Origin of the sequence: Kaistella yananensis, from assembly GCF_026107505.2 — a bacterium.
Classification (GTDB): Bacteria; Bacteroidota; Bacteroidia; order Flavobacteriales; family Weeksellaceae; genus Kaistella; species Kaistella yananensis.
The window spans coordinates 222,201-245,161 of sequence record NZ_JAPCHZ010000002.1; the positions used below are offsets into that span (position 1 = coordinate 222,201).

Annotated in this window: 21 protein-coding genes; 12 read left to right on the forward strand and 9 right to left on the reverse strand. The window is 39.4% G+C overall.

What is annotated here, in order from left to right:
* Nucleotides 1-6 precede the first annotated feature (6 nt).
* The 3 genes from OK344_RS05290 to OK344_RS05300 all read right to left on the reverse strand — a co-directional run bounded on the left by OK344_RS05290 (nt 7) and on the right by OK344_RS05300 (nt 4,438).
* Nucleotides 7-765 (reverse strand): type III pantothenate kinase, encoded by a 759-nt coding sequence (locus OK344_RS05290; RefSeq protein ID WP_265143798.1) that lies wholly within the window; start codon nt 763-765, stop codon nt 7-9.
* Nucleotides 766-784: 19 nt separating this feature from the next.
* Nucleotides 785-2,629, reverse strand: coding sequence for a M1 family metallopeptidase (locus OK344_RS05295; protein ID WP_265143799.1), 1,845 nt, complete (start codon nt 2,627-2,629; stop codon nt 785-787).
* Nucleotides 2,630-2,752: 123 nt separating this feature from the next.
* A complete protein-coding gene (locus tag OK344_RS05300; RefSeq protein ID WP_265143800.1) occupies nt 2,753-4,438 on the reverse strand; it encodes a DUF6909 family protein in 1,686 nt (561 codons plus the stop codon).
* A gap of 202 nt (nt 4,439-4,640) precedes the next feature.
* Here OK344_RS05300 and OK344_RS05305 point away from each other — a divergent pair, with 202 nt between their 5' ends.
* Nucleotides 4,641-6,842 (forward strand): glutamine synthetase III family protein, encoded by a 2,202-nt coding sequence (locus tag OK344_RS05305; RefSeq protein ID WP_088468336.1) that lies wholly within the window; start codon nt 4,641-4,643, stop codon nt 6,840-6,842.
* Nucleotides 6,843-7,141: 299 nt separating this feature from the next.
* Nucleotides 7,142-7,828, forward strand: a complete 687-nt coding sequence (locus OK344_RS05310) for a C40 family peptidase (RefSeq protein WP_265143801.1) — start codon at nt 7,142-7,144, stop codon at nt 7,826-7,828.
* Between the two features lie 157 nt (nt 7,829-7,985).
* On the opposite strand, the gene rodA is transcribed toward OK344_RS05310, so the two are convergent.
* From rodA to OK344_RS05335, 5 genes are read right to left on the reverse strand one after another with little or no spacing between them, the layout of a single operon-like run.
* Entirely contained in the window at nt 7,986-9,215 is a 1,230-nt protein-coding gene (gene rodA / locus OK344_RS05315) for a rod shape-determining protein RodA (RefSeq protein ID WP_265143802.1), read from the reverse strand.
* Complete coding sequence (locus OK344_RS05320) at nt 9,212-11,230, reverse strand: penicillin-binding transpeptidase domain-containing protein (protein WP_265143803.1); 2,019 nt, start codon at nt 11,228-11,230, stop codon at nt 9,212-9,214. Before OK344_RS05320 ends, rodA begins: the two co-directional genes overlap by 4 nt.
* A gap of 48 nt (nt 11,231-11,278) precedes the next feature.
* The gene (locus OK344_RS05325; RefSeq protein WP_265143804.1) at nt 11,279-11,785 is read right to left on the reverse strand and encodes a rod shape-determining protein MreD; all 507 of its coding nucleotides are present in this window, start codon (nt 11,783-11,785) and stop codon (nt 11,279-11,281) included.
* Nucleotides 11,782-12,630 (reverse strand): rod shape-determining protein MreC, encoded by an 849-nt coding sequence (mreC, locus tag OK344_RS05330; protein ID WP_265143805.1) that lies wholly within the window; start codon nt 12,628-12,630, stop codon nt 11,782-11,784. Before mreC ends, OK344_RS05325 begins: the two co-directional genes overlap by 4 nt.
* 25 nt (nt 12,631-12,655) lie before the next feature.
* Entirely contained in the window at nt 12,656-13,681 is a 1,026-nt protein-coding gene (locus OK344_RS05335; protein ID WP_088468342.1) for a rod shape-determining protein, read from the reverse strand.
* A gap of 255 nt (nt 13,682-13,936) precedes the next feature.
* Here OK344_RS05335 and hemA point away from each other — a divergent pair, with 255 nt between their 5' ends.
* The 4 genes from hemA to hemE are packed head-to-tail and all read left to right on the forward strand — an operon-like array spanning nt 13,937 to nt 17,860.
* Nucleotides 13,937-15,211: a glutamyl-tRNA reductase gene (gene hemA, locus OK344_RS05340; RefSeq protein WP_265143806.1), complete on the forward strand. Its 1,275-nt coding sequence runs from the start codon at nt 13,937-13,939 to the stop codon at nt 15,209-15,211.
* Nucleotides 15,198-16,109, forward strand: coding sequence for a hydroxymethylbilane synthase (hemC, locus tag OK344_RS05345; RefSeq protein WP_265143807.1), 912 nt, complete (start codon nt 15,198-15,200; stop codon nt 16,107-16,109). Before hemA ends, hemC begins: the two co-directional genes overlap by 14 nt.
* A gap of 18 nt (nt 16,110-16,127) precedes the next feature.
* Nucleotides 16,128-16,835 carry a uroporphyrinogen-III synthase gene (locus tag OK344_RS05350; protein WP_265143808.1) on the forward strand — a complete coding sequence of 236 codons (708 nt, stop codon included), beginning with the start codon at nt 16,128-16,130 and terminating at the stop codon, nt 16,833-16,835.
* On the forward strand, nt 16,832-17,860 hold the full coding sequence (gene hemE / locus OK344_RS05355; RefSeq protein ID WP_265143809.1) for a uroporphyrinogen decarboxylase: 1,029 nt from the start codon (nt 16,832-16,834) through the stop codon (nt 17,858-17,860). Before OK344_RS05350 ends, hemE begins: the two co-directional genes overlap by 4 nt.
* An 82-nt stretch (nt 17,861-17,942) precedes the next feature.
* Here the strand turns inward: hemE and OK344_RS05360 are convergent, their stop codons facing one another.
* A complete protein-coding gene (locus OK344_RS05360; RefSeq protein ID WP_265143810.1) occupies nt 17,943-18,449 on the reverse strand; it encodes a GNAT family N-acetyltransferase in 507 nt (168 codons plus the stop codon).
* A gap of 110 nt (nt 18,450-18,559) precedes the next feature.
* On the opposite strand from OK344_RS05360, the gene OK344_RS05365 reads away from it, so the two are divergent.
* From OK344_RS05365 to OK344_RS05390, 6 genes are all read left to right on the forward strand, one after another.
* On the forward strand, nt 18,560-18,829 hold the full coding sequence (locus tag OK344_RS05365; RefSeq protein ID WP_265143811.1) for a SemiSWEET family sugar transporter: 270 nt from the start codon (nt 18,560-18,562) through the stop codon (nt 18,827-18,829).
* A 27-nt stretch (nt 18,830-18,856) separates the two neighbouring features.
* Nucleotides 18,857-20,068 carry a GTPase HflX gene (hflX, locus tag OK344_RS05370; RefSeq protein ID WP_265143812.1) on the forward strand — a complete coding sequence of 404 codons (1,212 nt, stop codon included), beginning with the start codon at nt 18,857-18,859 and terminating at the stop codon, nt 20,066-20,068.
* A gap of 14 nt (nt 20,069-20,082) precedes the next feature.
* Nucleotides 20,083-20,736 (forward strand): DUF4919 domain-containing protein, encoded by a 654-nt coding sequence (locus OK344_RS05375; RefSeq protein ID WP_265143813.1) that lies wholly within the window; start codon nt 20,083-20,085, stop codon nt 20,734-20,736.
* Complete coding sequence (locus OK344_RS05380; protein WP_265143814.1) at nt 20,736-21,452, forward strand: DNA alkylation repair protein; 717 nt, start codon at nt 20,736-20,738, stop codon at nt 21,450-21,452. Before OK344_RS05375 ends, OK344_RS05380 begins: the two co-directional genes overlap by 1 nt.
* A 12-nt stretch (nt 21,453-21,464) precedes the next feature.
* Nucleotides 21,465-21,812, forward strand: coding sequence for a DUF6122 family protein (locus tag OK344_RS05385; protein WP_265143815.1), 348 nt, complete (start codon nt 21,465-21,467; stop codon nt 21,810-21,812).
* A 62-nt stretch (nt 21,813-21,874) separates the two neighbouring features.
* On the forward strand, nt 21,875-22,951 hold the full coding sequence (locus tag OK344_RS05390) for a calcium:cation antiporter (protein WP_265143816.1): 1,077 nt from the start codon (nt 21,875-21,877) through the stop codon (nt 22,949-22,951).
* Nucleotides 22,952-22,961 lie beyond the last annotated feature (10 nt).

The following is a 22,961-nucleotide window of genomic DNA, read 5'->3' on the forward strand; positions in this document are numbered from 1 at the left end:
GAAACTTTACAGATCCCTTCCTAAATAAAATAAACCTTTCAGCGTGTGCAGGCGGTCTGCCACATGAATCTTTTCGGTAAGCGGCTTGTAAACATGCGAAACACCGCCGGTAGCGACCACGAAACAGTCTTCTTCAACTTCTTCGTTTATACGGTCGATAAAACCTTCTACCATTCCCAGAAATCCGTAAACCATACCACTCTGCATACAGGAAACGGTATCTAGCCCCAATACTTTTTTAGGTTTTACGAGTTCAATTTCAGGCAGTTGTGCGGTGTCATGAATCAGTGAATTGAGTGATGTGATAATTCCCGGCGCGATGATTACGCCTAAAGTTTCGCCTGTTTCATCAATGCAGCTTGCGGTTAAAGCGGTACCAAAATCAAAAATAATTTTTTTCCCTTCCGGATAAAGATGGTGTGCGGAAACGAGGTTGGCATAAATATCTGTACCCATTTGTTTGGACTTCGGCTGAACACCAGAATGGGTGTTACGGTCTACAATTACAGGTTTTTTCCCATGAATTTTCTGAATTGCACGGGTAATATCATACGTGAGCTGAGGAACTACAGACCCGATGATGATTTTGTCGATATTCCCGGCATTGATCTTATGAGTCTGATACATCATCATAAACTGCATCTGCAGTTCGTCGCTCGTGCGGTATGGTTTTGTATTAAGAATCCAGGAAACATCGCAGTTTTCATCATCAAAAAGCCCAAACCTGATATTGGTATTCCCAATATTAATTACAATTGAAGTCATTGGAAAACAGTTTTAAATATTACTTCACCTCAACGAAATTATCTTCAGGATTCACATCAGCCATACGTTGTGAGAAATCGATTCCCACTACCGAAAGCTGGTCTTTGGTGTACGGAACGGTAACCGTGTATTCTTTCTGCGTCCAAGGCCAGTAATTAAGTGTGGTAAAATTACCGTAGATATCTTTACTCTTCCAGGTATGGGTCATATTCAGCGGAACATGATAGTTAATCACCTTTTTGTCTTTAGTCATGACCGAGAAATCTACCGGCATTGGGATTTTTCCTTTATTTTCTAAGGTAATGGTAGTGGAAGCTGTACCATACTCAATATTTTTCACGGCATAGTCGATGGTATTGGTGGTATTAATCCAATAATGGTGAAACCACTTCAGATCCATCCCCGAAATTTTCTGTGCGATGTGCATAAAATCCCGGTCTGTAGGATGCTTAAGTTTCCATTGGCTGTAGAATTCTTTCATTACTAAAGACAGGTTCTGTTCGCCCATGATATAGCCCAACTGTACCAAAAACAAATCGCCTTTTACATAAGATGCGATAGAATAAGCCCGCCCGTCGTCGTGATGGTCTGCCAGCCAAACCGCAGGTTCCTCTTTGCCGGTTTTGGTAAAGTTTACATACGATTTGATGGATCCCACAAACGGATTCGCAACCGGTTCTTTCGGCGGAAATAACTGGTGCATTACATAATCGTCATAATAACTGGTAAAACCTTCATCCATCCATGGTCTCACGCTTTCGTTATATGCTAAAATCTGCTGGTTGTAAGAATGGCCGCCTTCATGAACCATTAATCCCACTAATCCTTCAAGCGATCTTCCTTCTCCTAAAATCATGGTACACATTCCGTATTCCATTCCGCCGTCACCGCCCTGGATGAAAGAGTACGACGGATAAACATACTGCCCAAAAGCTGCATTCATCAGCTGGAAAAATTTAGTCACATAAGGTTTTGATTCTTCCCAGAGTTTGGTTTTTTCCGATTTCTGGTACACGTAATACACTTTCGGTCCATCTAAAATCGTGAATTCCTCCACGGTATAATCTCTGTCGGCAGCCCACGCAAAATCGAGGAGGTTTTTGGCTGTCCAGCGCCAGGTTGCTTTGTTTTTATTGTCGGCTTTTATATTTGCTTTTGGATCGTAACCTTTCACGTCAAGTGGGTTTTCCAAAGTTCCGCCGGCACCAATTACATAATCTTTGTCAATTTTAATCGAAACATCAAAATCAGAAAACGGTGCATGAAATTCGCGGCCGATATAATCAAATGTCGCCCATCCATCGTAATCGTACTCAGCAATTTTTGGATACCACTGCGTCATTGTCATATCAATTCCTTCGCGGTTGTTTCTTCCGGCACGGCGAATCTGATGAGGAATCACCGCATCCCATTCCATCGTAAATGTTGTGGTTGAATTAGGCTTCAGCGGCGTGTTAAGTTCCACTTTCATAATCGTTTCCTGAACTTCGAACTTCAGATTTTTTCCGTTCTGCTTAATCCAGTGAATATTCTGGGCGCCTTCTTCGCCTTTCGGTATTGAAGCAAGTCGCGAAATCCCGTTAATCTGCAATCTCGAGTCTCCGTTTTTTCCCTGATTCTGTACACGCTGATCCATCATCGAGCCGGGTTTAAAGGCATTCCAATAAAGGTGAAAATAAACTACGTTCAGTTCGTCGGGTGAATTATTGGTGTAGGTTAAAGTTTGCGCACCTTTGTAGGTGAAATTTGGCGCATCTACATCAATATCCATTTTGTATTTGGCAAATTGCTGGTAGTAGGCGTTTTGCTGTGCTGAAAGTATTCCGAAAACGAAAGTGAGAATAACAAGAAATCCTTTGTTCATCTTTAAATAAATTTTTGAAGGGGAAAGATATGAATTTTAAAAAACATGGAAACGAATTCATTACATAACCGAAATAAAAAACCCTTTCAGGGATTCTGAAAGGGTATAAATGGGTTTAGAATTTTATTTTTTATCGGCAACTTTTCCGCTGTTTAGGATTTTCTCTAAAATCCTCAGTGTAATTAAATACGTGGGTTTCACACCTGTAAGTCCAAGTCCGCCGGAAGAAAGCGTAGAACCGGTTTCCAGAGGATTATCGGAAGCATAATAAGCGTACATTACAAAAAGATCTTCGGAGATGTGATGACGGATTTTCGAGGCCACCTGAATGGCTTTCTGGTAATGCGCTCCTTCCATTTCGAGACCGATGGCTTTCCAGGACGTATCCATGAAATACCTTAAAATATCTTTATTCTGAAGCGAAGTTCCCAGAACGGTAACCATTCCGCCTTCAAAAGCCTGTAATTCATCGTCTTCGAAATCAGCAAGCGTCAATGCATTTTCGAACGGATAATTATCTGCGGTTCCTTCGAAAACATGTGAAGTCGGTATCATAATATCGCCTTTTCCGCCCATCAGAATGCCGGCTTTACCCATGATGGAGATGGATTTCACTTTCATGGTGTAAATTTCGCCGTTGTAGTCGTACGGACGAAGAAGTTCATCCATCACTTCGTAAGCCTGTTCACCAAAAGCATAATCGAAAACCATCACCACATCGTCACCGGAAAATTTAATCCCTCCGAACGGCGTGTTTTCTAAGTTGGTTTTTGCCAAATCGATGATCTGTACATCAATATTACTTCCGCTTTGATCGTCGATGTAGATTAATCCGGCTTTTTGGGAATGGGTAAGAACTTTTTCCTGAAGCGATTTTTTGTTGGAAATTTCTTCGTAAAGTTTAAAATCGACATCTTTCGTCGACTTTTTCCCTAATGCATCATTGGCGTAAAGCATATTCTTTACCGAGTGCATATTTGCGGAGATAATGTGCAAAGGTCTCATCTGCAGATTATTTTCTGCCAGAACTTCTTTTACTTTATTGGCCCATTTTTCACCAAAGAAATGATGCCCAACCCTTTCGCGGAGGATTGCAGAGAAATGCACTTCTCGCTCTCTAATCTTTTTATTGTCATTGAAACTTTCGTTTCCAAGGTGATAAATAATTTTGAAAAGTCTGTCTGGGTTGGCATCGTCGCCAAAATTATTATAAGCGTTAAGTGTTTCGTCGAAAGTTCTTCCTAAGAGAGAAGAAAGATGAATCAGCGCTACCTCTTTTTCTTTACGGCTGAATTTTTTCTCACCTTTTGCCACTTCTTCGATGATTCTCCAGGCGCGTGTCGGCCTGTCGTTTTCATCAGAAACAAACGCAAGGTTCATGATTTTATCAGCTTCTATATACAAGAAGGTAAGGTGGGTAAGGATATCGTAAATTTCCGAACGACCCAGAAGCACCTCAATGTTCATTTGGTGCTGATCGATACGGTAACAGTTTCTCCGTCTTTTCTTCGGAACAATTACCTCAAAGCTGCCTTTTTCAAAGCCTTCATCTGAAGTTAAGTGAATAAATGAACATTCTTCGATTCCTTCGGGCAAACGGTCCAGAACATACAGCAATCCATCCAACTCTATTTTATTGGGAACACCCATGGTTCCATAAATTTCAGGGTTGATGGTCATTAACAAAGATCGGAGACTTTCGCCGGAGATCCCGGATGGTTTGAAAAAACCGCGATAGAATAAGTGTCGCATTGAAACATAAAGCCTTTCAATAGCTTCTGTAGTTTCCCGTGCACGTGAATTTACCATAGTGTATCTTTTGGCAAATATAGCACATATCTCTCAAATTTGCTGCATTTATAGGATTATGATAAGATTAACTGTTTTTTAATTAATCAATCAAAACTCATTGAATTAATCTTTTTTTATAAATGACCCCTATAATTTTTACATTTTTTCTCTTAGTTTTCTATTTTTTTGTAATTTTACCCCCATCAAAAACAACCCAATTATGTCATCATTACGATTTAAGGCTTTAGAAATGTTATCTTTTACAGATTTCAGAAGAGATAATGCAGTTACAGTTCCTGCAAAATTATCAGAACTTTTCTGCCAGAATGTGTTTTCAGAGGAAACCATGAGGGAATATTTGACCAAGGAAGCATTTACTTCAATTCAGAATGCAATAAAGAGAGGAACGAAAATTCAGCGTGATGTTGCCGACCAGATTGCCGTTGCCATGAAAGACTGGGCGCTGAGCAAAGGAGTAACGCACTACACCCACTGGTTTCAGCCACTAACCGGTTCCACCGCGGAAAAACACGACTCGTTTTTTACTCCCTTTGAAAGCGACAGGGCTATTGAAAGATTCTCCGGCGGAATGCTCATTCAACAGGAACCCGATGCTTCTTCTTTCCCGAACGGGGGAATCAGAAATACTTTTGAAGCAAGAGGTTACACCGCTTGGGATCCTACTTCACCGGCATTTATTATGGGGACAACACTTTGTATACCATCAATTTTTATTTCGTATACCGGCGAAACTTTGGATTACAAGGCTCCTTTGTTACGAGCACTTCATGCGCTTGACGAGGCTGCTACGGATATTTGTAAGTCTTATTTCGATAAAAATGTTACAAAGGTGATTCCAACTCTGGGTTGGGAGCAGGAGTATTTCCTGGTAGATTCCGCTCTTTATCAGTCACGTCCGGATTTAGTGATCACAGGAAAAACTTTATTGGGACATTCGCCGGCAAAAGGGCAGCAGCTTGATGACCATTATTTCGGCTCCATACCTACCCGTGTGATGAATTTCATGAAGGAGCTGGAAATTGAATGTATGAAGTTAGGAATTCCTGTGACCACAAGACACAATGAAGTTGCGCCAAACCAGTTTGAACTTGCGCCAATGTTTGAGGAAGTAAACGTTGCAGTAGATCACAACTCCTTATTAATGGATATTATGGCAAGAGTAGCACACAAGCATCACTTCCATATTCTTTTTCATGAAAAACCATTCGCCGGAGTTAACGGAAGCGGGAAGCACAACAACTGGAGTTTGGCAACAGACACAGGAGAGAACCTTTTGATGCCGGGAAAAAACCCAAAAAAGAATCTGCAGTTCCTCACTTTCTTTGTGAATACTTTGAAGGCTGTACACGATTATGCAGATCTTTTAAGGGCAAGTATTGCTTCGGCCAGCAACGATCACCGTTTGGGGGCAAACGAAGCACCTCCTGCGATTATCTCAGCGTTTATCGGAACCCAACTTTTCGGTGTTTTGGAAGAACTTGAAAAAGTAACCGACGGAAAACTTTCGCCGGAAGAAAAAACCGAACTTAAACTAAATGTTGTAGGTAAAATTCCTGAAATTTTACTTGATAATACTGACAGAAACAGAACTTCACCCTTCGCATTCACCGGAAACAAATTTGAGATCCGGGCAGTGGGTTCTTCTGCAAACTGTGCGGAAGTAATGACGGTGATGAACTCCATCGTCGCAAAACAGCTGCAATCGTTTAAAATTGAAGTTGATAAACTCATTACCGAAGATGGGCTGAAAAAAGATGAAGCAATCTTCAATATTTTAAGAGAGTATATTAAGGTATCGAAGAATATTATGTTTGAAGGTGACGGCTATTCTGAAGAATGGGCCGAAGAAGCCGCAAAAAGAGGCTTAAATAATCTGAAAACCACACCTGAAGCACTAACAAAAGAACTCGACCAAAAGTTTATTGATTTGTACGAAGGACTGGGCATTTATACCCATCGCGAGATTGAAGCTCGTAACGAAATTAAACTCGAAAAATATTCAACGGTAATTGCAATTGAAGGAACAGTTTTGGCTGATATTGCACGCAACCACATTATTCCGTGCGCACTTAAGTACCAGAACAGACTTATCGAAAACGTAAAGGGCATTAAAGAAATTTTCGGTGATAAAGAATTCAAGGATCTCGCAAAAGAACAGATGAATATGATTGCAGAAATTTCTCAGCATGTGTCGATTATTAAAGTTGAGGCTGATGCGCTTCTTGCAGCTATTAAAAATGCCAAGTCAGTAGAGGACCCGCAAGCAAGCGCAACCCAATTCTGTAATGATGTGAAGCCAAGATTCGAAAAAATAAGAGATTCTTCGGATGCCCTGGAGATGGTTGTAGATGATGAATTATGGCCAATGACCAAGTACAGAGAACTGCTTTTTACAAGATAAAATTTTCAAAAAAAGACCTGTTTGTTTCAGGTCTTTCTTATTTCTGATTATAGAGAAATCTAATGTAGATTATAGATGCTTTGTATAAATGTTAACAAATCTTAAAAAAAATAAAACCGCAATCTCTAAAATAAAGGGATTGCGGTTTATTTTTCTTTAACATAGCAAAGAAAAGTGTTAAAAAGTGTTAAACTGGGTTTTCAAAAAGGGTGTTTTCACCCCCTATCTAACTCGAATACCTAATTTTGCTTTGCATTTAAAACGAAGTATCTCAATTTAACACAGATAATCAAATATATATGAAGAAAAGAGTTCTGTATTATTTAGTTGCTGTATCGGCTACATTTTCATTACAATCATGCGTTACGAATTACGTTGTATCAACCCCAACAACCTACACAAATGAATACAAATCAGATGCCAAACTTGCATCAATCGATAACAAAAAATTAGAAACGGCAAAAGCTCAATTACTTAGCAGCTTTAGTGATGAAAAACTTGCAGCAGCAAGATCAATGGAGGCTACATTAAAGAATGATGAGATTGCAAAAACAGTAAGATTCACCAAAAAAATTGATGATCTCTTAACTGAAGCTGAATCTTACTTAGGTACACCTTATAAATATGGAGGGATGACCAGAAGAGGAATCGACTGTTCAGCATTCGTACTTTCAGTTTTCGGCGCTGCTACAGGCATGACTTTACCAAGAGTTGCTGCATCACAGGCCCAGGAAGGTGAAAAAGTTGAGAAAAGCAATCTTCAGAAAGGTGATCTTGTTTTCTTTTCGCAGGGTAGAGGAAGAATCTCTCATGTGGGAATCGTAGAAAATGTAACTGAAGAGGGAGATGTTAAATTTATTCATGCCGCAACTTCAAGAGGGGTAATGATTTCTTCACTTAATGATTCGTATTGGGGACCAAAATACAGGTTTGCAAAAAGAATAATTTCTCCGGAAACCTTCAATAACAACCTTGCAAATAATTAAAAATAAATAATTGATCATAAAAAACTGCCAATTTTAGGCAGTTTTTTTTATGTCTGAAACTCAAACTTTAATTATTGATATTTAAAACTGAAATAATACCTTCCTTGCGCGTTATTTAGAAAGAAATGCATTGATTAGGACTGTGGTCAACAAGAGATTATACCAAACTGTTTCGGTCTGCGTAATTCAGTTTAAAGAAGATGAATGTCATGATAGAAAATGCCAACAGTGAACTTCCACCGTAACTGAAATACGGCAGCGGAATCCCAACTGTAGGGAAAAGCCCCATCACCATCCCGAGATTTATGGCAAAGTGCATTAATAAAATTGATGCAAAGGAATACCCGAAAACGCGGTTAAAAGCCGACTTCTGTTTCTCTGACAGATAATAGATTCTGCCGATAAAAACCGCGTAGAAAATAACCAAAAGCGAAGCTCCGAAGAACCCCCACTCTTCTCCCACTGTACAGAAAATATAATCGGTTTCCTGTTCCGGAACGAATTTCCCTTGGGTAACAGAACCTTCTTTATAACCTTTACCGAAAAACCCTCCGGAACCGATCGCAGTTTTTGAATAAAGTAAATTATAACCCGACGTGTCTCGGAACGCTTTTTCACCTTTATAAAGAACTTCAATTCTTTCGCGCTGGTGTTTGGGCATTTTTTCAAGTATCTTAGGTGATCCGTAAGCAATTCCGCATAAGAGCAGTAACGAGCCAAGGATTCCAGCCATGGAAAATACATTCCAGTGAATTTTGTAATAGTTGGCGAAAATTATCAATCCATAAATTACCGCAATCCCAATAATCAGATAAAGCGGATCAACAGCCAGAGCCAAAAGGAAAACACCTGCGAGAATACCGCCAACTCCGAAAAGCCATCCGTTTAATCCTTCCCGGAAAAGGGCAATAAAAAAAGCAGTAAATACAAGCAGCGAGCCAACATCCGGAATCATTAAAACCACCAGCGCCGGGATCCCAATAATAACAAGTGCTGTGAGAAGCGACTTGCGTGTTGAAATGTTAAAATCTGGTCCTGAAACATAATTTGCGAGCATTAAAGCAACGCCAATTTTGGCAAATTCAACGGGCTGCATGGTAAAACCGCCGAATTTATACCAGTTTTTCTGTCCCAAAATTTCAGTTCCGAAAGGAAAAAGACCTATCAAAAGCAAAACTCCAAATACGTAGATGATACTGGCAAAATTCTCGAAAAATTTAGTCCTCATAACAAAAATAATGAGTCCCACCACGAGTGATAAGCACAAGAAAATAAACTGTTTCTTTCCTAAACCTTCATCAACACTGTAAATGTTCGCAACTGCAAAAAGCGAGATTGCGAGATACAGAAACAGGCTGAGTTTATCTAATCCTTCTGTCCACTTCATTTTTTAGAGCTTTGTGTTTTTAATCTTGTGCGAAGAGAATCTCTTTTGTAAATCAGTCTTGCTCTGATTTGGTCATTTTTGATGAATTTCAGGCTGTCTTCAATAGATTCTATTTTCAGAGAATCTTTATTGGGCTCTTTATAAAGACCTTTTCTTTTCAGATCAACAACCCATTGTCTTTTATATTCAGGCATAAAACTCGCGTTTATAAGTTTATTATAAAGGTGTTCCCGCTTAAGCTCTCCGGTTAAATACTTCTCTGCAATTGCTGTAGCTGCCGGCCCGGCCCATGTTGCGCCAAAACCTGCGTGTTCCATCACCGCTGCAATAACAATTTTCGGGTTTTCGGCTGGTGCTGCAAGAACAAATATTGAGTTATCTTTTCCCTGCGGAACCTGTGCTGTACCGGTTTTAGCGAGCATGGTGAATTCATTTGACTTTAAACTTCTTGCGGTTCCGCCGGTTACTACAGCTTCCATTCCCTTCATGATCGGTCCAAAATGTTTCGGATCTACCAGGGTTTTGTGTTTTACTTTAAATCTTGGATCAGGATTTGGTTTTCCGTCGATTGATTTTACAATATGGGGCGTATAGTACCAGCCTTTATTCACAATAGCAGCCGTAGCATTCGCCATTTGTAATGGGGTAAGAAGTACATCGCCCTGTCCCATTCCGTTGAAGATGGAGCCGTTCATGGTGTAAGCAGAACTCCAGTCTTTTTTACCACCACTTCTTTTTTCGTAAAATGCCCCGCTTGGGATTCTCCCTTTGGAGCCAACGGCAATATCATTATTCAGGTATTCACCTAACCCGAAACTGCTCATTATTTTTTTCCATTCATCAACTCCTTTACTTGGGTTGCCGGGATATTTATTCATGATTGCAATAAAGGCATAAGAAAAATAACAGTTACTGGAAACCTGAATCGCTGGCACTAAAGGATCAGCACCACCATGCCCCTTCACTCTTAAGCCCCGGTAATTAAATCCTCCGCCACAGGGGAAGATGGTATTTTCATCCATAACGCCCATTTGCATTGCCGCCGCGGCTGTAAGAAGTTTGAAAGTTGAACCCGGCGGATACGCGGCCTGAACCGACCTGTCAAACGTTGGCCGGTTATTATAGATGGTATCCATCTGAAGACGGTAAAGGTTTTTCGTTTTATCGGGACCGGTAAATAAATTGGGGTCAATATCGGGGCCGGTAGCCATAACCAAGATTTCACCATTTGTAGGATCCAGTGCAACAATAGCGCCCTGCTTGTTCACAAGCATTTCTTCGGCCATTTTCTGCAAATCGTAGTCGATGGTGAGGGTGATGTCTTTTCCGGTAATTACTTCTTTATCTAAAGCACCGTTTTTATAGGAACCAATACTTCGCAAACGGATGTCTTTCTGGATATACTGCACGCCTTTTTCACCGCGCAATTCCTTTTCATAGGATTTTTCGACACCAGTTTTTCCTATAAAGTCTCCCGGAAGATAATAAAGCGAATCTTTCTTAATATCACGCTCGTTTACCTCATTGGTATAACCCAAAAGGTTGCCCGAAGTAGAAACCTCGTACTGTCGCTGAGGTCTTGAAACGATGCTGAAGGCAGGATATTTAAAAATGATTTCCTGAATTCTTGCGATTTCTTCCCTGCTCAAATTCTTCATAAAAGTCATGGGAGTAAGCTTCGAATAATATTTTTCGGCCTTAATCGCGTTAACTCTTTTAATAAAATCCTGCTTGCTTATTCTCATAAGATTACAGAAATCAAGTGTATCGAAATCGGGTTTTATTAAAGCTTCGGTAAACGAAATTTCGTAGGAAGGCTGATTACCCACCATTATTTTTCCGTTTCTGTCGAAAATAACACCTCTCTGCGGAATAATATATTCTGTTTTAATTGAAGTGTTGGCTGCGTTTAATGCATAACGGTCCGTAAAAAGCTGCAGGTATGCAAGCCTGGCAATAAATATAATGGCCAGGAAGGTTAATAATACGGTGATTTTCAGATACTGCGATTTCATGTGTCTGTGAATAACCTTTAGGCAAGGTTTCTTTATGCAATAATAACGTTAAACTTTCTGTTTGATTCTAAAGGCCAGCGCGTACATCAGTATAAATATAAAGGAAATGGCGCTTGTTGCCAAAACATTCATGAAGATTTCGAAAAATCTACTGAATTTAAAAAATTCAATATACTGAACCAACAGCTGGTGCAGGAAAATACTCGATAGGATAAAGAAAAAATATTGCGACCACTGCAAAGACTGGAAAGAAAAGAAGTCTGTGGAAGTATCCGTAGAAGTCCGGAAAATTAAGGTGCGGAAATAGGCAATAAGCGTGGTAGCAAAAGCATTAATTCCCCACGTATATAGAAATGCATCAATGCTGAGTCCCAAGATGAAACTCAGGGCCAGAAACTGAAATTTATTTCTGAAAAACGGATAAAACATGATGAACACAGGATAAAGCACCGGTGTATATTTTCCGAAAAGTGCAATCCGGTTCAGCACAAAAATCTGTAATGCCACCAGGAAAACAATTATCAGGATATCTGTAAAAAGTGTTCTGCTTATCATTTTTCTCTCTTTATGGTAGCCTGCAAAGTATCCTGAATTCTCTGAACCTCAGCTTTCTTCAGGTTTTTCACCACATATATTTTGCTGAGATTTCCCATTTTCTCAGTCAGTTCTACAGAAATATCCCAAAACCCTGTTTTGCTGTCAACTTCGTAGCCAGAAACTTTTCCAATGGTAATTCCTTGTGGGAATATTGCTGATTTCCCGTCGGTTACCACCGTGTCGCCAATTTGCAACGGTACATATTTCGGAACATCAGAGAGGTGCATGATCCTCGAATCTTCGCCCTTCCAGGTTAAAGTCCCGAAATATCCGGATTTTTTAAGCGACGCATTAATCTTGATTTTATTTAAACTCAGCACAGACTGCACTAAAGCATAAGAATCCGTGGAATTAATCACGATTCCGGCGATCCCTTTTGGAGCCATTACGCCCATCTGAGGAAAAACACCATCACGTTTCCCGCGGTTGATGGTGAAGTAATTATCCTTGCGGTTAATACTGTTGAACACGATCTCTCCGTCTACAAAAGTATAGATTTGCCCGCCACCAATGGTATCATGAACTTTTCTAAAAACTGGAACACCAGAATTTTTCCCATAAACCTGCTCCATGAGCAACTTATTTTGCGCTACCAGCTGGTCATTAATCTGCTTAAGCTTTAAATAAGAGGTGCCTTCATCGATATATCCCGAAACCCAGGAATTTAACGCCGCAGTTTGGCCCGCAAGCCACGACTGCTGCATGGAGTTTCTACTGAAAATCAATACCAAAGCGATAAGCTGCAGAAATATAAAGAAGACGAATAAACCGTTCTTCGAAAATAATCGCAGCAAAAATCCCATCTGTTAATGTCGTAAAAGTTATAAATTATTTAATCAGAAAGTTGAACTTATCCATATTTTTAAGGGCGATACCTGTTCCGCGAACTACAGCTCTCAAAGGATCTTCAGCCACAAAAACCGGCAAACCTGTTTTCTTGTGAAGTCTGTCTGCAAGTCCTCTCAGCAAAGCGCCACCACCTGCAAGATAAATTCCCGTTTTATAGATATCAGCAGCAAGTTCCGGCGGAGTAAGCGAAAGTGTTTCCATTACCGCATCTTCAATCCTGATGATAGATTTGTCTAGAGCTCTTGCGATTTCTTTATAGTTTACCATAATTTCTTTTGGCTTACCGGTAATTAAATCACGTCCCTGAACCGGAATATCTTCAATCTCAACATCAAGATCTTCAACCGCTGAACCAACTTCGATTTTTACTCTTTCTGCAGTTCTTTCTCCGATATATAAATTATGGTGCGTTCTTAAATAATACGCAATATCATTGGTGAAAACATCGCCGGCAATTTTTACTGATTTATCACAAACGATTCCTCCTAAAGCAACTACAGCAATTTCGGTGGTTCCACCTCCTATATCGATAATCATGTTACCTTCGGGTTTTTGCACATCAATTCCTACCCCAATCGCTGCTGCCATTGGCTCGTAAATTAAACGTACTTCTTTCGCATTTACTTTTTGTGCAGAATCTCTTACGGCTCTTTTTTCAACTTCGGTAATGCCGGAAGGGATACAGATTACAATTTTTAAGGTGGGCTGAAAAAGCTTTCCTTTGATACCTGGAATTTGTTTGATGAATTCCTTAATCATGTGCTCAGATGCATGAAAATCAGCAATTACGCCGTCTTTCAGTGGTCTGATGGTTTTTATGTCTTCGTGGGTTTTACCCTGCATATGTTTTGCCTTTTCACCAACAGCGATTGGTTTTCCGCTGGAACGTTCGATGGCTACAATCGAAGGCTGATCTATAACTATTTTATTGTTATGTATAATTAGTGTGTTTGCAGTTCCCAAGTCAATCGCAATATCCTGCGTGAACATATCAAATAAACCCATTTTTTTTCGTGATTTTTTTAAGTGTACAAAGATATAAATTTAGAACCGTTCTAAAAATTAGATTCAGACTAAATTAGGTTAAAATTTTATTAAAGTTAAAAGCTATTCTACAATAACTTTTTTATTTCTTAATTATTTCATTTTTAAATGAAAATTCGGAAATAATTGATCTCCATACCATATATTTTACTGATAATGTTCATCTTGTAGAATCTTCGCCAATTCAATTTAAAGTCTTAAATTTGCGGTTGCTTTATGAATCAGGATACCAACATTCACAAAACCGCTAATTTTGCCGTTCTAAGTGTCAGTTTTGAAAAAGCTGATGCCGAAACTCGGGGGAAATTTGCGTTTTTTGATGAGAATATTAAAAATTTTGTCGGCGAAATTCACAACGAAAATCTTGGTGACGCATTCGTGGTTTCTACCTGTAACCGTACAGAGATTTATACCACATCACAAAATTATCTTCTCATTGCCGAATTATACTGCAAAACAATCGGCGTAAGCCTTACGGAATTTATGCAGTATGTAAACATCCTGAAACATGAAGATGCACTGAATCATCTTTTTCGTGTTGCTGCAGGTCTCGAAAGCCAGATCATCGGCGATTTCGAAATCATCGGGCAGATAAAAAACGCGTACCACCGTTTCAAAAAAGAAAAGAAAAACTCCAATCCGTTTTTAGAACGTGCGATTAACTCAGCGATCCAGATTTCCAAAAGAATTAAAAACGAAACGGGAATTTCAAACGGTGCTGCTTCTGTGTCTTATGCAGCAGTTCACTATATTCTGAAAAATCAGCCTCAGATTTCTGAAAAGAACATTCTGCTTTTAGGAGTAGGAGAAATTGGCCAGAACACGGTTGAAAACCTCGTGAAACACGTTTACAAACCCAAAGTAAAAATCGCCAACAGAACATCAGACAAAGCTGAAAAAATTGCTGAAAAATATAAAATTCCACATATCGAATTCGAGAATTTTCAGGAAGAACTGGCCCAAACCGATATTCTTATTGTGGCTACCGGTGCGCAGCACCCAATTATAAACAAAACCCACTTCCCCAAAGGAAAAGAAACGCTGGTCATCGACCTTTCAATTCCCAATAATGTGGAAAAAAATATTACCGAAAATACAAATATAAGTTTGGTAGATGTTGACCAACTTTCCCTGCACATTAGCGAAACAATGGTTCAGCGTCAAAAGGAAATCCCGAAAGCAGAAGGCATTATTAAGGAAATGACCAAGGATTTTCTGGAATGGGAAAAGAAAAGAAAACTGGCCCCTAACATCCATCATTTTAAAGCGGTTCTGAAAAATATGGAACGCAACGAAATGCACAATATCCACAAAAAACATAAATATGTTGAGGTAACAGATATGCAGCTTTCGAATAAAATGATTCAGAAAATCACCAACAGATTTGCAAAATATATCATTGATAATCCCTGGAAAGCCGAGGAAATCAGCAAGTTAATGCACGAAATTTTAGTCGAACAGCCTAATAACGAATTCAATGAGAAGCATTAAAATAGGAACCAGAAATTCACCTCTGGCCATGTGGCAGGCCCGTGAAGTGGCGCGTAACTTACAGAATCTTAACTATACCACCGATATCGTTCCAGTACTTGCAACGGGTGACAAAAATCTTACCCAGCCGCTGTACAAATTAGGGATAACCGGCATTTTTACAAAAGATTTAGATTTAGCGCTCCTTAATAACGAAATTGATATCGCGGTACATTCTTTAAAAGACATTCCTACTGAACTTCCGGAAAACATTGAAATCATCGCTGTTTTAGAGCGCGATTATCCACAGGATGTCTTGGTAAGAAAAAAAGACGCACAAAATCTGGAGCTCCACGATCTGAAAATTGCAACCAGCAGCCTACGCCGACGTGCTTTTTGGTGCAAAGAATTTCCCGACACCCAATTTTCAGATATTCGCGGGAATGTACAGACCCGTTTGAATAAACTTGAAGAAAACGATTTCGACGCTACCATGTTTTCCCTCGCTGCCATTGAGCGAATGGGTTTAGATGTTCATTATGAGCATCTTCCGATCATGATTTCGGCACCTGCACAGGGAGTTGTAGCGATTTGCGGACGAAGCGATAATGCAGAAATGAAAGAAATTTTCAGCCACATCAATCACAAACCCACCCAAATATGTGTTGAAATCGAAAGAAATTTCCTCAACACCCTTGAAGGTGGATGTACCGCGCCAATTGGTGCTTTTGCAGAAATTAACGAGCGCAACGAAGTACGTTTTATTGGAAGATTATGTTCACTGGACGGAAAAAACTGTATCGAAACCGATGAAATCTTCGAGTGGAACGAACATGAAAATTTTGGGAAAACTTTAGCCCAAAAAGTTCTGGAAAACGGCGGACGCGAGTTGATGCATCAAATTAAAAGTGAGATTTAAGTTTCTGACGATATAAACATGAAGATTATTTTCACCAAGAAAATCAGTAAAATAATGATTTCCAAAAAGTTAGGAAGTCATTTTTCTTATGATTTTGTGGATGTCATCAAGATAAATCCCATGACCGTGGAATCTTTTGACCTGAAAAACAAATCGTTGATTTTCACCAGCGTAAATGCCGTACAAAGCTTTTTCCAAAATGGTTTTAAGGCTGACGAAGACTTTACCAGTAAGAAATACAATAAGATTTATACCGTAGGAATCACGACCAAAAGAGAATTACGGAAATACGGTTACGGAACATTCAAAGTGACCAAACATGCCAAAGAGCTGTCAGAATTTATTATTGAAAACAGCAGCAAAGAAAAATTTCTTCATTTCTGTGGGAATCTTGCACTCGATGTACTGAACAAAACGCTGCCGCTGCAGAATATATCTTATAAAAAAATTCCCGTTTACGAGACACAACTGCTTTACCCGAAGTTTTCCGGAGCTTATGATGCGGTGTGTTTTTTTAGTCCGAGCGGAGTGCGTAGTTTTGCAAAGTTTAATGCTCTGGAGAATGTGAAGATTTTCTCCATCGGCGAAACGACGGAAAAAGAGATCAGAAAATTCACTAAAAGCCCAATATTTACCAGTAAAGAAAGTAATCTCGATGATTTGCTGAATTTAATTGCCGAACACAGCAGTGAGGCCAAACCATCAGGATCAAAAAAAATATTATGATTAAAAATGACCTTTATTTAAAAGCATTAAGAGGCGAAACCGTTGAAAGACCACCGGTTTGGATGATGAGACAGGCCGGAAGATTTCTGCCCGAATTCCGTGCACTTCGAGATGAGTACGATTTCTTTACCAGATGCCGTACACCCGAGCTGGCCGCAGAAATCACCATGATGCCGATCCGCAGATATCCTTTGGATGCAGCGATTCTTTTTTCTGATATTTTAGTAGTTCCACAGGCGATGGGAATCGATTTTAAAATGAAGGAAGGCGTTGGTCCCTGGCTCGACCATCCGATCCGTACGTTAGAAGAAGTGCAGAATGTGGTGGTTCCTGATGTAAACGACACTTTAGGCTACGTTTTTGATGCCATCGAACTGACGCTGCAGAAGTTGGATAACAATATTCCGCTGATTGGTTTTGCCGGTTCACCGTGGACGATTTTATGTTATTGCGTTGAAGGTAAAGGCTCTAAAGCTTTTGAAATCGCTAAAACGTTCTGCTTCCAAAATCCGGAAACTGCCCATTTATTATTACAGAAGATTACCGATACTACGATTGCTTATCTTAAAAGAAAAGTAGAAAAAGGTGTTTCTGCCGTACAGGTCTTCGATTCCTGGGGCGGTATGCTGTCTCCCGAAGATTATCAGGAATTCTCCTGGAAATATATCAACCAGATTGTTGAAGCTTTGAGCCCGCTGAGTCACGTTGTGGTTTTCGGTAAAGGCTGTTGGTTTGCACTGGAAGAAATGACGATGTCTAAAGTTTCGGCATTGGGTGTTGACTGGACAATAAAACCTGAATTCGCCAGAGTTTTAACGAATCATACGATGACGTTGCAGGGAAATTTCGATCCTACAAGACTCCATTCCTCTCCGGAAACCATCCGCAAAATGGTGCACGAAATGATTAACCGTTTCGGAAAAGACCGTTATATTGTAAATCTTGGTCACGGAATTTTACCCAATATTCCATTAGAAAACGCCGAAGCGTTTATCCGCGCAGTTGTTGACTGGAAGCCGAATTAAAAATGAAAGGCGCGAGCGAAGCGAGCGTCAAAAAGTTTCATTATAAAAAAAAAGGAAACGCTTACGGTGTTTCCTTTTTTAATTATATTTCATAGTACCTCAATTCCTCATGATCATTCGGTAACTGAACTTTCTTTTTATAAGTTAAACCCAGTTTTTCGATCAGTTTTCGGGAAGATAGGTTGGGATCACTGGTAATGGCCGATATTTTTTTCAAACCAAATTCTTTGAAAGCCTTATCAAGCAACGCCGAAGCGGCTTCAAATCCATAACCTTTACCTTCATAATCCGGCAGCAACGAGAATCCAATATCGGGAACATCTAGTCCTTCTCGTTCGAAAACACCCACACTTCCGAATTTCTTTCCGTCGTCTTTTTGGGTGATTACATAATTACCGTATCCTAATTTCTCAATCTGCGGCAAAAATCGGTTCTTGATGTATTCTTCCGCATCAGCCACCGAGCGTATGTTTTTATCTCCAATAAACTCGATGAACCTCGGGCTGTTATACAGCTGATATATAAATTCAGCATCTACGACCGAAACAGGCTTCAGAATAAGACGTTCGGTTACTATGTTTTCGGTCATCAGATTAAGATTTTAGGTTTTATATTATTCAAAAATATAAAAATCGCGGCATAAAAATGGAATATTACTGAGTTAAAACCCACAATCACTCTTCCACCAAAAAATTATAAATGAATATTAATCCCGAAATTATAGGTTTTATCGCCGGCGGACTGTCATCCGCACTTTTTATCCCACAAATTGTAAAGATTTTAAAAGAAAAATCTGCAGAAGAAATTGCATTACTCACGTGTATCATCGGAATTATAAGTTCCGGGCTATGGCTGTGGTACGGCGTGATGAGAGAACACATTTCCATGATCATCACAAACAGCATTTCTATTGTCGCCACAAGCGTGTTGATTGTGCTAAAAATCATTTATACCGAAGAAAAAAACTAATTTTGTACTCATCACAAAAAACTAATTATGCTCGACAATAAAGAACATTTATACGAAAAAGCCGTTTTAGTAGGCTTAATCACTCAGAATCAGGACGAAGATAAACTTACAGAATATATGGATGAGTTGGAGTTTCTTGCTTTAACCGCGGGCGCCACCGTAGTAAAACGCTTTACCCAAAAACTTACCCAACCCGATCCTAAAACCTTTATCGGAAGCGGAAAAGCCCAGGAAGTACGCGATTTTGTAAAAGAAAATGAAATCGGAACCGTAATTTTTGATGACGAACTTTCGCCTTCGCAACTCAAGAACCTCGAACGTGAAATCGAAGTTAAAATCCTGGACAGAACCAACCTTATTTTAGATATTTTTGCCCAACGTGCACAAACTTCTTATGCAAGAACTCAGGTAGAATTAGCTCAGTATCAGTATCTTCTCCCAAGACTTACAAGAATGTGGACTCACCTTGAAAGACAAAAAGGAGGAATCGGGATGAGAGGTCCTGGGGAAACAGAAATCGAGACCGACAGAAGGATTATCCGCGATAGAATCTCATTGCTCAAAGAAAAACTGAAAACCATCGACCGCCAAATGGCTACCCAGCGCACCAACCGCGGAAAAGTAGTGCGTGCAGCCTTGGTAGGTTATACCAACGTGGGCAAATCTACTTTAATGAACGCACTCGCAAAATCTGATGTGTTTGCTGAAAATAAACTATTTGCGACGCTGGATACCACAGTAAGAAAAGTTGTTATCGGAAATTTACCGTTTCTGCTCACCGATACGGTAGGTTTTATCAGAAAGCTTCCTACCCAACTTGTCGAAAGTTTTAAATCGACGTTGGACGAGGTTCGGGAAGCCGATCTGCTGATTCATGTGGTGGATATTTCTCATGAAAGTTTTGAAGACCATATTGCATCCGTGAACCAGATTCTGATGGAAATAAACGCCCATCAGAAACCGATGATCATGATTTTCAATAAAATTGATGATTTCAGCTACGAGAAAAAGGAAGAAGATGACCTGACACCGGAATCCCGCAAAAATATTTCGCTGGAAGAATGGGAAAAAACCTGGATGTCGAAATCAAAATATCCCACTGTATTTATCTCAGCATTAACCAAGCAGAATTTTGAGCAGATGAAGAAGTTGATCTACGATGAAGTGCTTAAAATTCATATTTCCAGATTCCCCTACAACGATTTCCTTTTCGAATATTTTGAGGAAGAAACAACTTAAATCAAGGCTTTAGAATGAAAGAATTGTATGGTGTTTTAATGATTTTCTGTGTTTCTGTTGTTTTCGGCCAGGTAAATATCGACGAAATTAAAAAAAACGTTACCGAAAACCCTCAGAAATTTTATTACCAAAATCTCGAAACGTTTAGAACAAATCCGTCAACCCTTTCAGATGAAGAGTTGAACTATATTTATTATGGGAATAATTATGTGGATTACGGTTTCGACAGAGGTGATTTTAATAAAAAACTGAGTGAAGTCTCAAAATTTGCAGGAAGAAAACTTTCAAAAAAGCTTTCGGGTGAAGTTTTAACTAAAGCTTTATCTCTTTATCAACTTAATCCGCTCAACAAAACATTACTTAATGACTTGGCACTCCTGTACGGGTACTCCGGCGATCATGAAAAAAGGGATTTCCATTTGCTACAGTATCAATTGTTGGTAGAAACTATCGGCAAAAGCGGAACAGGTCTTTTAGAAGAAACGCCAATTGTGGTTACAAGTTTCCATGACAAATTTCTTGCATTAGAGCAGTTTTCGAAAGTTCTTGCCAAGGGAATAAGTTTTAAAACTAAACAACTCGAAGACGGATCATGGTTAGACATTTTTAAAAACGGTCTTGACTTATATTTCATAAAAACCGTGCATCATAAAGACATGTTTAAATAATGAATACAGTTCAGGAAATAAAAGCTGCACTTCAGGATTTAGCTATGCCCGAAAAGGCCGCTTTTTTTCCACGGTTTTTCAAAGCCGGAAAAGGCGAATATGCTGAAGGCGACGAATTTCTTGGCGTTATCGTTCCCGATCAGCGAAAAGTTGTTAAAGAATACTGGAACCGTATTTCATTAGAGGAAATTGCTGAACTTTTATCTTCAACAATCCATGAACACCGTCACTGCGCTTTGCTCATGCTGGTGAATAAATTCGAAAAAGCAAATACTGAAAAGGAGAAAAAAGAAATTGTCAACTTTTATCTGAAACATAAAAAATTTATCAACAATTGGGATTTGGTCGATAATTCTGCTTATAAAATACTTGGCAGACATACATACGAAACAAAGGATGATGACCTGTTAAGAACACTTTCTCGGGAAGAAAATATGTGGAGCAAAAGGATGGCCATTGTAGCGACAATGTTTCATGTAAAACGCGGAGAATTTTCGTTGCTTAAGGAACTAGCACTGTATAATCTGCAACATCCGCATGATTTAATGCACAAAGCTAACGGTTGGCTTCTACGGGAAATGGGTAATAAAAATGTAGCCGAACTTCAGCATTTTCTTGTTAAAAATTACCAAAATATGCCGCGCACAACACTGCGTTACGCCATCGAAAAGTTTGATGAAGACTTAAGACAGGATTTTTTAAAAGGCAGAATTTAAAAACTACTACGAATGACAGAATTATTTTATCTGCGCGAAATCTTTCATTATTTTCTGCACTTTATTTTCCCTGTTGTAATTGCGAGAGTTTTTTTTAAATCCAATTGGAGAAAAGCCTACTTTATCATGTTGGCGACCATGGCGGTGGATATTGATCATGTCTTTGCTGATCCGATTTTTGATCCAAACCGTGCAAGTATAGGTTTTCATCCGCTTCACACTTATCCTGCAATCGCTGTTTATTTTTTAGGTACTGTTTTTCTCAAAGGAAATTACAAAATAGCCGCTGTAGGCTTACTTTTTCATATGTTCACAGACTTTCAGGATTATTATTTCTGGCGATTAAATTTTAATTTCTGATTGGTTTTTTAAATAATTATTCTGTTTTTGATAGTTTTTTTGTATTTTGTCGAAAATTTTTTATGAAATTAAAAAACTTTCTTCACTGGACTGTTCTGGTCCCTGTCATCTCCGGTCTTTTTTATTTGGGCGGATTTTTAGTAGACAGTGTTATTTCTAATATTCTCGGAGGTTTACTGCTTTTCGGCAGCGTACTGGCCGCAGTACATCATGCAGAAGTTATCGCACATAAAGTGGGAGAACCTTACGGTACCATTATTCTGGCAATCTGTATCACAATTCTGGAGGTTGGGCTTATTATCTCTTTTATGCTTTCGGGCGGGGAGGGCGCAATAACCTATGCCCGTGATACTGTTTTTGCCGCGGTAATGCTTATTCTGAATGGTATTTTGGGAGCTTGTATATGGATTGGTGCAGCTAAATACAAAGAACAGTTTTTCATGCGCAGTTCCGGCACTACATATCTTGTAAGTCTTGTTGCGATTCTGGTGCTTACGCTAATATTACCTAACTATACCTCGAGTGTGCGGGGTCCATTTTATACTGAGGCACAGTTAATTTTTGTTTCCCTTGCGTGTTTAGTAATTTATGGCACGTTTCTCAGGGTGCAAACGGTACGTCACCGGAATTTCTTTGTGATTGAAGAAGAAGACCATACAACCCATGAAGCTGATCCGCCGAGCTTACCCAAAACTTTTCTAAGTCTCGCGCTTTTGATTGTAAGTCTGGCCGTTGTAATCTTCATGGCAAAAGGACTTTCGCCGGTGATCGAAGATTTTGTGGAAAATATTGGATCTCCAAGAGCTTTGGTGGGGGTAATAATTGCAACAGTGGTATTGCTTCCCGAAGGTTTTGCGGCGATACGTGCAGCAAAGAACAATCAAATCCAGACTTCTATCAATCTTGGACTTGGCTCTGCGTTGGCGAGTGTAGGGCTTACCATTCCGGCAGTTTCTATGGTTTGTATCTGGTTTGATATTCCGTTTGTCCTTGGTTTGGATATGAAATCGATTATTCTGCTTGCACTTTCGGTATTTATAGTGATGCTTTCTTTAAGTCGTGGAAAAACGAACATTATGTACGGCGCCGTACTCATCGTGAATTTGGCGGCCTATATCTTCACTGTAATCGTACCTTAAAAATTAAAAG